Source organism: Sulfuricurvum sp. (assembly GCF_049277495.1).
Taxonomy (GTDB): Bacteria; Campylobacterota; Campylobacteria; order Campylobacterales; family Sulfurimonadaceae; genus Sulfuricurvum.
The window spans coordinates 1-4,588 of sequence record NZ_JBASYM010000043.1 but is presented as its reverse complement, the minus strand read 5'-3'; the positions used below and the strand labels follow the sequence as shown (position 1 = coordinate 4,588).

At 44.1% G+C, this 4,588-nt stretch carries 7 protein-coding genes; all 7 read left to right on the top strand.

The features are described from left to right. The coding region (locus tag WAO38_RS07990; RefSeq protein ID WP_422236016.1) for a PQQ-binding-like beta-propeller repeat protein at positions 1-915 on the top strand (915 nt) is incomplete at its 5' end. Between the two features lie 16 nt (positions 916-931). Continuing rightward, positions 932-1,006 (top strand): pyrroloquinoline quinone precursor peptide PqqA, encoded by a 75-nt coding sequence (gene pqqA / locus WAO38_RS07985; RefSeq protein ID WP_422236018.1) that lies wholly within the window; start codon positions 932-934, stop codon positions 1,004-1,006. Positions 1,007-1,110: 104 nt separating this feature from the next. Next, the gene (gene pqqB, locus WAO38_RS07980; protein WP_422236014.1) at positions 1,111-2,025 is read left to right on the top strand and encodes a pyrroloquinoline quinone biosynthesis protein PqqB; all 915 of its coding nucleotides are present in this window, start codon (positions 1,111-1,113) and stop codon (positions 2,023-2,025) included. Between the two features lie 30 nt (positions 2,026-2,055). Continuing rightward, positions 2,056-2,799, top strand: a complete 744-nt coding sequence (gene pqqC / locus WAO38_RS07975; RefSeq protein WP_422236012.1) for a pyrroloquinoline-quinone synthase PqqC — start codon at positions 2,056-2,058, stop codon at positions 2,797-2,799. Then, a complete protein-coding gene (gene pqqD / locus WAO38_RS07970; protein ID WP_422236010.1) occupies positions 2,768-3,040 on the top strand; it encodes a pyrroloquinoline quinone biosynthesis peptide chaperone PqqD in 273 nt (90 codons plus the stop codon). The genes pqqC and pqqD overlap by 32 nt, the downstream gene beginning before the upstream one ends. Beyond that, complete coding sequence (gene pqqE, locus WAO38_RS07965; protein ID WP_422236008.1) at positions 3,030-4,163, top strand: pyrroloquinoline quinone biosynthesis protein PqqE; 1,134 nt, start codon at positions 3,030-3,032, stop codon at positions 4,161-4,163. The genes pqqD and pqqE overlap by 11 nt, the downstream gene beginning before the upstream one ends. After that, the coding region (locus WAO38_RS07960) for a M17 family peptidase N-terminal domain-containing protein (RefSeq protein WP_422236006.1) at positions 4,154-4,588 on the top strand (435 nt) is incomplete at its 3' end. The genes pqqE and WAO38_RS07960, both read left to right, overlap by 10 nt.

The window sequence follows — 4,588 nt, the reverse complement described above, 5'->3', positions numbered from 1 at the left end:
TCTCCATGGAATTCTCATGAGAGAGCCGGAAACAACTTGTATTCTGCTTGTCGTATGGCACTCAATCCTAATACGGGTGAAATTGTATGGTACTACCAAACCACTCCGAATGACGGATGGGACTTTGACGGTATGTCTGAACTCGTATTGTTTGATTACAAAGATGCTTCAGGTAAAACAATCAAAGCCGGTGCTACGGCCGACAAAAACGGTTTCTTCTATGTACTTGACCGTGTAAACGGTAAATTCATCAGCGCGTCTCCGTTTGTAGACAAAATTACCTGGGCAAAAGGGATCGATAAAGACGGGAAACCGATCGTAGTTCCTGAAAACCGTCCTGGTGTACCGGTCAATGGTGAAAAAGGGAAAACAGTCTTTACCGTTCCATCATTCCTCGGTGGTAAAAACTGGAATCCGATGGCGTACTCTCAAAATACAGGTCTCTTTTATGTCCCTGCAAATGAGTGGGGTATGGATATGTGGAATCAACCGGTGACCTATAAAAAAGGTGCCGCATATATGGGTGCCGGTTTCACCATCAAACCTGTCTATGAAGATCATATCGGTGCGCTTAAAGCCATCGATCCTAAGACCGGTAAAATCAAATGGAAATATGAGAATAAAGCTCCTTTATGGGGTGGAGTACTTGCAACAGCCGGCGGAATCGTCTTTACAGGAACACCTGAAGGTGAACTTCTTGGTTTAGATGACGCAACCGGAAAAGTATTGTATTCATTCCAAGTCGGTTCAGGAATCGTCGGTTCACCGATCACGTGGGAACAAAACGGAGAACAGTATGTTTCTGTCGTATCCGGTTGGGGCGGAGCTGTACCTTTATGGGGCGGAGAAGTTGCCAAGTCAATTAAACACATTTCACAAGGTGGAATGGTTCACGTATTCAAACTACACAAATAAATAAAAGGAGGCTACTATGAAATGGGAAAAACCAGCATTTACGGACAACCGATTCGGCTTTGAAGTAACAATGTACATTTGCCACGAGTAATCGTAGCAATAGATAGACCAAAGCGGGCAATATAACGTTGTCCGCTCTTTTATTAATTGAGGGTATCACGTATACGTTTAATTAATAAAATAAAAGGGTAGAACGTGAAAATTGAAGTTTTAGGTTCAAGCGCCGGCGGAGGACTGCCGCAGTTCAACTGCAACTGTGATAACTGTAAAGGATACAGAGCCGGCAAAACATCGATTAAACGCCGAACCCAATCCTCGATAACGATCAGTGAAGACGGTGAGAACTGGGTGCTTTTCAATACCTCTCCCGATATTTTAGAGCAAATTCATAATTCACCGTTTTTGCACCCGCAGCAGCGAAGAGAAACAAAGATCAAAGCCATCGTTTTCATCGATGCCCAGATTGATCATACGACCGGACTGTTAATGCTCAGGGAAGGGTGTCCGCATGAAGTCTATTGTACCAAAGAGGTGCATGAAGAGCTGAATACCTCTTTCCCCCTTTTTACAATGCTGACCCATTGGGACGGGGGCGGAACACGTTATCATGAGGTAGCGACGGACGGAACAAGCTTTGAGATTCCGGTGATGCCCAATTATACCTTCAAGGCGGTGCCGCTGATTTCGAATGCACCCCCTTATTCAAAATATCGTGATAGACCCAGAGCCGGCGACAATATAGGTATGGTTGTTATCAACAAAATCAGCGGAAAGCGGCTCTTTTATCTTCCGGGTCTCGGTGTGCTGCAGCAAGCAATTATTGACGAAATGGCTTTAGCCGATGTTTTGCTGGTTGACGGAACTCTCTGGAGAGATGATGAGATGATCAAAAACGGATTCTCCACGAAACTCGGAACCGATATGGGTCATGTTCCCCTAAGCGGAAGAGGGGGACTCATCGAGACGCTGGACACGCTCCATAAACCGCGTAAGATATTAATTCATATGAATAATACCAATCCGATACTGGATGAAAGTACGGAAGAGTATCGAGAGCTTATCCGACACAATATAGAAATCTCATATGACGGAATGCATATTGAGATTTAAGGTCAAAACAAACTCAATCAAAGGAATAAAATGAAAAGTCTACTCAGCAAAAAAGAATTTGAAGAAGCATTAAGAGCGATGGGGAGTATGTATCATATTTATCATCCGTTTCATATCCGTATGTATGAGGGCAAATGTACGAAAGAAGAGATTCAAGGATGGGTAGCCAATCGCTTTTATTACCAGACGATGATACCGATTAAAGATGCGGCGATTATGTCGAACAACCCTCCTATTGAAGACAGACGCAAATGGATTGACCGAATCAATGACCATGACAGTGTGGGCGGCGGTATCGAAGCATGGCTAGATTTGGGTACGGCTGTGGGGCTGGACAAGGAAGATCTTTTGAGTCATAAATATGTTTTGCCTGCGGTACGTTTTGCCGTCGATGCGTATGTCAACTTTGCAAAACATGCACCTTGGAAAGAGGCGGCGATGTCTTCACTAACAGAGATGTTTGCACCTGAAATACACCAGCAGCGTTTGGATACATGGCCAAAAAACTACCCATGGATCGATCAGAACGGTCTGCGCTATTTTCAAAAAAGACTGACAGAAGCACGCCGTGACGTGCAGCATGGATTAGCCCTGACGCTAGAGGAGTTCAACACCGTGGAACTGCAGGAGAAAGCTTTTTCCATTCTGCAGTTTAAATTGGATATTTTGTGGACCATGGTCGACGCACTCTATTTAGCTTATGAACTGAAAAGACCGCCTTATTTTAATATCAAGGATTGTCATGCAACGCGAAAAATTTCTTGCAGTGAATAATCACTTTCAACTGCAATTTGAAGAGAAACAAAACTGCTATGTACTGCTCTATCCCGAAGGAATGGTGCAGCTTAGCTTCTCTGCGGGCGAGATTATGAGTTTATGTGACGGTACGAACTCTTGTGACACGATTATCAGTACCTTAACCGAGAAGTTTTCGGATGACTCACTCGGCGCCGATGTCGTAGAATTTCTAAGCGAAGCGATGAATCGCGACTGGATAATCTATTATGAATCCTGACAAAAAAACGGTTAATCCGCCGTTATGGATACTGCTGGAACTGACACACAAATGCCCTTTGGAATGTACCTATTGCTACAATCAACTTGATTTTGCCAATACGAAAGATGAGATGACCAAAGAAGACTGGTTTAGAGTGATGGAAGAATCCCGCGCCATGGGAGCCGTTCAATTGGGAATTTCAGGTGGCGAACCTCTGCTCAATAAAGATCTGCTGGAGATCGTCAAAAAAGCCAATGACTTAAAGTTTTATACCAATCTGATTACCTCCGGCGTCGGAGCGGACATCTCCATCGTTCCAAAGCTGAAAGAAGCGGGATTGAAGACGGTACAGCTCGGTATCCAGTCTCCGGACGAACATACAACGACACTTATTACGAACAATAAAACCGCCTTTAGAGACAAAATGGCTTTTGCCAAAGCTTGTAAAGATAACGGCTTGCAATTGATCATTAATACCTGTATTACACGACAAAACATTCATCAGATCGGTGAGATTATTGAGATGGCGGAACAGCTGGGGGCGAATTATCTGGAAATCGCAAATATCCAGTATTACGGATGGGCGCTTGAAAATATCAACGCACTGCTTCCGAGCCAAAAGCAGTTGGATGAGGCTAAAGCCATCACCAACCATTATCGGGAAAATCGTAAAGATATGAAAGTCTTTTTTGTCGTACCGGATTATTTTGCGATACGTCCTAAAGCGTGCATGAACGGATGGGGTTCGACCTTCCTGACCATCAATCCCGACGGGATGGCACTTCCGTGCAACACTGCCAATACGCTCCCGCTCACTTTTCCCAATGTGAAAGAGTATTCCGTTGAAGCGATTTGGAACGATTCGGAGGCATTTAACTATTTTCGTGGTGATTCATGGATGAAAGAACCGTGCCGAACCTGCGATGAAAAAGAGAAAGATTTCGGAGGATGCCGATGTCAGGCGTATGCCCTGACTAAAGATATGAATGAAGCGGACCCGGTCTGTGATAAATCCAGTTTTCATCATATCGTCACGGACAAGGTAAAGGAGAGTCTCGCATCCTCACAAGAGCCTATTTACCGAAATAAAATCAATTCGATGAATATCATTGCGAATCGATTGGGTAAATCATGCAAATAGCCATCTCCAACAAGCATCCGAAAGAGAGTCTGGAACTTCTTATCGTCACTGCGCTTCCGGCGAAGGCAGAGCAGTCGATAGCATTGTCAAAAGCGGGGTTCACTCTCAAAGAGGGGTCCACCTATTTGGATATTCATCATAATGTTTTGTATGTGGCAAGCCGTTCACTAAAGGGTGAAGACCTCAAGATCAGTGCTGCAAAAGCGATTCAATCCATACAAAAGAGCAGCTTCCAGACACTTTTTATAGCTTTGGAACGCTATCAGGACAAGCTGGATGTAAAGGCATTGGCAGAAGGGCTGATCTTGGGTGATTACTATTACACCCAATACAAAAATGAAACGGACAAGCATCAGGAAAGAAAAATATTTATTGCTTATACCGGAAGCCTGTATCCTAAAAGTCAACTCGAAACAATGCTGCAC